The sequence below is a fragment of the Streptomyces nanshensis genome, assembly GCF_001751255.1.
Classification (GTDB): Bacteria; Actinomycetota; Actinomycetes; order Streptomycetales; family Streptomycetaceae; genus Streptomyces; species Streptomyces nanshensis_A.
Genome location: NZ_LJGW01000109.1, coordinates 294 through 5,261, shown reverse-complemented (window position 1 = coordinate 5,261; position 4,968 = coordinate 294). Strand labels below are relative to the sequence as shown.

Annotated in this window: 3 protein-coding genes; all 3 read right to left on the bottom strand. The window is 74.3% G+C overall.

The features are described from left to right. On the bottom strand, window positions 1–808 hold an 808-nt coding region (locus AN218_RS05795), incomplete at its 3' end, for a condensation domain-containing protein (RefSeq protein WP_244900306.1). Further along, a complete protein-coding gene (locus tag AN218_RS05790; protein ID WP_079131855.1) occupies window positions 801–1,814 on the bottom strand; it encodes a 3-hydroxyacyl-CoA dehydrogenase family protein in 1,014 nt (337 codons plus the stop codon). The genes AN218_RS05790 and AN218_RS05795, both read right to left, overlap by 8 nt. 43 nt (window positions 1,815–1,857) lie before the next feature. Further along, a partial coding sequence (locus tag AN218_RS05785; RefSeq protein WP_244900305.1) for a condensation domain-containing protein occupies window positions 1,858–4,968 on the bottom strand: 3,111 nt, incomplete at its 5' end.

Below are 4,968 nucleotides of genomic sequence, written 5' to 3'. Positions count from 1 at the left end.
GGCGGGTGGCGGCGCGTACGCGGGCGCTCGCCTCGGCGGTGAGGGAGACGGTGCGCGAGCGCACGGCGCCGTCCGGGCCGTACGTCTCCGGGTGCGCGGACTGCGACTGCGCGGACTGCGACTGCGTGGTCTCGGGTGCGGTCGCGAGGGAGAGCGGCTGCGGGCGGTCGGCGTACCGGCCGAGCCAGAACTCGCGGTCACGCTCACGCTCGCCGGACTCGCGGTAGCGGGCCTCGTCGGCGTCCAGCGTCGACAGCGCCGCGAGCCGGTCCTCCTCGTGTGGCCGGCCCTCCGCGCGGGCCGTGTAGACCTCGGCGACGCGGCGGGTGACCAGCGCGCAGCCGAACGCGTCCAGTACGGAGGGGTGGTGGCGGTGGAACCAGCGGAAGCGGTCGGCTGCCAGCCGGATCAGGGCCTGTCCCGACAGCGCGCCCTCCGGCTCCAACGGCCGTGCCAGCTCGGCCCGTTCCCACTGTGCGGCCGCCGCCTCGGGGTCGGCCGCCGCGCTCACGTCCACGAGCGGCAGCGGGAAGTCGGCGTCCGCCTCCAGCGGCGGCACCGGCACCCCGCCGGAGTCGCCCGCATGGGCGCGCCGTGCGTGCTCCCCCGCGACGCGCAGCCGCAGCGCCTCGCTCTCGGAGGTGACGACGCGTACCGCGTCCGCGAAGAGCGAGGTGTCCAACGGGCCGCGGATCTCGACGACTTCGGCGATGCAGCAGCCCGGCTCGCGGGCGCCGCCCGGCGTACGGCGCCAGGTCTCACGGCCGGCCGTGGACATCGGGATGCGCGCAGTGTGGTGGTCAGCCATGACTGGTTTCTCCCCGTGGGACGAGCGGGCTGCTGGTGTTCGGGTAGTGGTGGAAGCCCCGGCCGGCCTTGCGGCCGGTGCTGCCCTCGGCGACGAGCTTCGCCAGCAGGGGGCACGGCTGGAAGCGTTGGTCGCCGGTGTGTTCGCGGAGCACGTCGAGGGTGTCGACGATCGTGTCGAGCCCGATGAGGTCCCCCGTGCGCAGCGGGCCCATGGGGTGCCCGAAGCACTCCTGGAAGACCCGGTCGACGCTCTCGGCGTCGGCCGTCCCCTCGTGCAGCACGTACGCGGCCTCGTTGACGGTCAGCATCAGCACGCGGTTGGTCACGAAGCCCGGGCCGTCCCCCACCACGATGGGCTTCTTGCCGATGCTCTCCAGCAACCGCAGCGTGCGCGCGAGGGTCTCCTCGCCGGTGTGCGGCGAACGCGCCACCTCCACCGCGTCCTTGAGCGGCGCGGGGTTCATGAAGTGGGTGCCGACGACGAGTTCGGGACGGCCGGTGAAGGACGCGAGCCGCGCGATCGGGACGGCCGAGGTGCAGGACGCGAAGACCGTTGCGGGCGGGCACAGTCGGTCGAGGGCGCGCAGGATCTCCGCCTTCAGCGGCTCGCGTTCGCGTGCGCACTCGACGACGAAGGTGGCCTCCGCGAGCGCGGCGAGGTCCGCGGTGAAGTCGACCAGGGCGGCCGGATCGGCGGGGGCGGCCGCCGACTCCTGCTGCGGCGCCTCCGGTTGGGGCGATTCCTTTTGTTGCGCCTGCCCGGCGGCTGCCGTGCCCTGCTGCCGCCTGCCGCGCAGCAGCCTCTGCAGACGCAGTCCGGCCCGCAGCCGTTCGGCACCGCCCCGGCGTGCCTCCTCGTCGGGGTCGGCGACCACGACGCGGTAGCCGGCCTGGGCGAAGCACTGGGCCACGCCCGCGCCCATGGTGCCGGCGCCGACGACGCCGACGACCGGACCCTCCGGCAACTGCGCCGACTCCGGCTCGTTGTCTCTGCGTTCGCCCACGGTCGCTGGGCCTCCTTCGGTGCGGTGCGGTCCGTTCGGGGGGTCAGCCGGCGTCGTACGGCCCGGCGTCGCGGGGCCAGGAGTCGCGGGGCCCGCCGTCCGGTGAGGCGGCGCGCGGCCACAGGTCGCTCAGCGCTGCGGCGGGCTCGCGCAGCCCGAGCCGCAGCAGTGCGACGAGGTCCCGGCACAGAGCGTGGGCCGTCTCGGCGTCGAACAGCTCCGTGCGGTACTCCACGGAGAGGTTCAGCGCGCCGGGCTCGGGGCCCTCCAGCACGGAGAACGCCAGGTCGTGCCGGAGGACGCCGGGCTGCGCGGGGACCATCAGACGGGCTGCGGCCGAGCCGGGCCACCGCACTCCCCGTACGCCGAGACCCGCGGCGGCGCCGAGGTCACGCGGCAGCGTGTGATGGGCGTACGCGACGTCGAACAGCGGTGCGCGCCCCGGCTCTCCGGGCAGCCGCAGCGCGCGTACGACGTCCTCGAACGGCACGTCGGCGTGGGCGCGGGCCGCCTCGATCACCGCGTGGACGCGGGCGGTGAGCGCGTCGAGGCCGGGGTCGTCGCCCATGGCGAGACGGAGTGCGAGCGGATTGGCGAACGGGCCGACGAGTTCGCCGAGGGGCGGACCGTCCGGACCCGAACCCGAGGGGCGCGGCGAGTCGGTGTCCGGAGCGGACTCGGTGAGGCCTACGACCACCTCGTCCGTACCCGAACGCAGCGCCAGCAGCGCCGCGATGCCCGCGATCAGCCGCTCCCGGGTGCCGCCGCGGGCCGACTCGACGGCCAACTCCGCCGGGAGGCGCACTTCCAGGGTCGCGCTGTCGAAGGTGCCGTGCAGCGGCCGTGGCCGGTCGGTGGGTGTCTCGAAGGGACCGAGGTGGGCCAACTGCTCGCGCCAGTAGTCGAGTTGGCCCTCCAGCAGCCCGTCGGCGCGGAGGCTGCGCTGCCAGCGTGCGTAGTCGTTGTACGAGACGGGCAGCGCGGCGGGCTCCGGACTGCGGCCGGCCGCACGGGCGGCGTAGAAGGAGAGCAGGTCGCCGAAGAAGACGCCGGGCTGTGCCCCGTCGTAGACCTCGCGATGCGTGGTGACGACGAGGACGTGGTCGGCGGCGGAGGTCGTCACCAGCAGCGCGCGCAGCGGCGAGCCCGTCGCCGGGTCGATGGCCGTCTGCCCGTGCGCCACGGCGAGTTCGCGGGCGGCGGCCACGGGGTCGCCGCGTCCGGAGGCGTCCACGGCGGCGAAGAACCCGGCGGCGCCGTCGCGGGCGAAGGGCGAGAGCTGCCGGTCCGTGGGGACGGGGAAGCGGGTACGCAGCACGTCGTGGCGCTCGGTCAGATCGTCGAACGCGTCCTGCATCGCGTCCGTGTCGATGTCGCCGCGCAGCCGGAGGCATGCGGAGACGGCGTCGGAGGACGGGTCGGGCTGCGGGGCGGGAGCCGTGGTCGTGGGAACGGGCGCGGACGCGGACTTGGGGGCTGCCTGCGCCGACGGGGACGCGGCCGTGTCCGGCTCCGGCGCCGCGTACGCCTGATCCGAATGGGCCGTCTCCGGCGGCTCGTCCGTTTCGGTGTGCCCGGGGGGCTCCTCCGACTGCGGCGGGCCGGCAGGCAGTTCACGGTGGTCGACGTCCGCGTGGTCCGCGGCGGCCCACAGCAGGTCCAGCAGCGCACGGGTCATCGCGGTGACGGTCGAGGCGTCGAAGAGCTGGGTGCTGTACTCCAGGGCGACTTCCAGCTCTTCGACGTCCGGCCGTTCGGCCACGACCACGGTCAGGTCGAACTTCGCGGTGCCCGGCGGCAGTCCGGGGAAGAGCGGCGTCTCGTCCTCCTCGCCGCCGGGACGCCCCGGGTTGAACGTGCTCTCGCCGAAGGAGAAGTCCGGCGGCAGCGTCTGGTGGACGTACATGACGTCGAAGATCGGGTTGCGCCCGGGATCGCGATCGGGTGCGACCTCCCGTACGACGCGGTCGAAGGGGATCTCCTGGTGCTCCATCGCGCCCAGCACCACGGCCCGTACGCGGCGCAGCAGTTCACGGAAGCCGGCGTCGCCCGAGAGGTCGGTGCGCAGGGCGATGGTGTTGTTGAAGAAGCCCAGCAGGCCCCACAGTTCGGGCCTGCTGCGGCCGACGGTGGGCGTGCCCACGACGATGTCGCGCTGCCCGGACCAGCGGGAGAGCAGCACGTTGAGCCCGGTGAGGAGGACCATGAAGAGCGTGGCGGTCTCCTCGCTGCCCAACGCCCGCAGTCTGCCGACGAGTTCGGCGGGGACGGTGAAGCCGTACGTCGCGCCCGCGTAGTCCATACGGGCGGCGCGCGGCCGGTCGGTGGGCAGCTCCAGGGCGGGCGGGTCGTGCAACTGCTCGCGCCAGTAGTCCAGTTCGCCGTCGAGGAGGGAGCCCTCCAGCAGGTCGCGCTGCCACCGTGCGTAGTCGCTGTACTGCACGGGCAGCGGCTCCGGACGGTGCACACGGCCCTCGCAGCGGGCCTTGTAGAACTCCAGCAGCTCGCCCATGAGGATCTGCGGCGCCCAGCCGTCGTTCACACCGTGGTGCATCGTCCAGCAGAAGAGGTGGTCGCCGGGTGCGATCCGTACGACGGTGACGCGCACCAGCGGGTCGCGGGCCACGTCGAAGACCCAGTGGGTCTCCTTCTGCACGGCGGCCCGCGCGGCGGCCTCCGGGTCCTCCTCGCCGGAGACGTCCAACACGCGGAAGAAGTCGCCGAGTTCGGGACGGATGACGAGCTGGGGGCGGCCGTCGACCTCGGCGAAGTTCGAGCGCAGGGCCTCGTGCCGCTGCGCCAGGTCCTCCCAGGCCAGCCGCAGCGCCTCCAGGTCGGGCTCGCCGCGCAGCCGGGAGGCGCCGGGCAGGTTGTACAGGGTCGTGCTCGGGTCGAGCTGGTGGTGGAACCACATGCGCTCCTGCCCGTAGGAGAGCGTGGGCTCCTGGCCGGGACGGACCGGCGGCAGCCGGTGCGCGCCCGCAGCCGTGGTGGTGGCGCCTTCGCCGGCCTCCGGCGCGGCGCTCCCGGAGGAGGACGCGCCCTGCTCCGCGGCGCCGTCCCCCGGTGCCGGGATGCGCTCGGCGACGGCGGCGGCGAGATCCGCGACGCGGGGGTGGGCGTAGATGTCGATGAGCTTGAGGGAGGCGCCGTA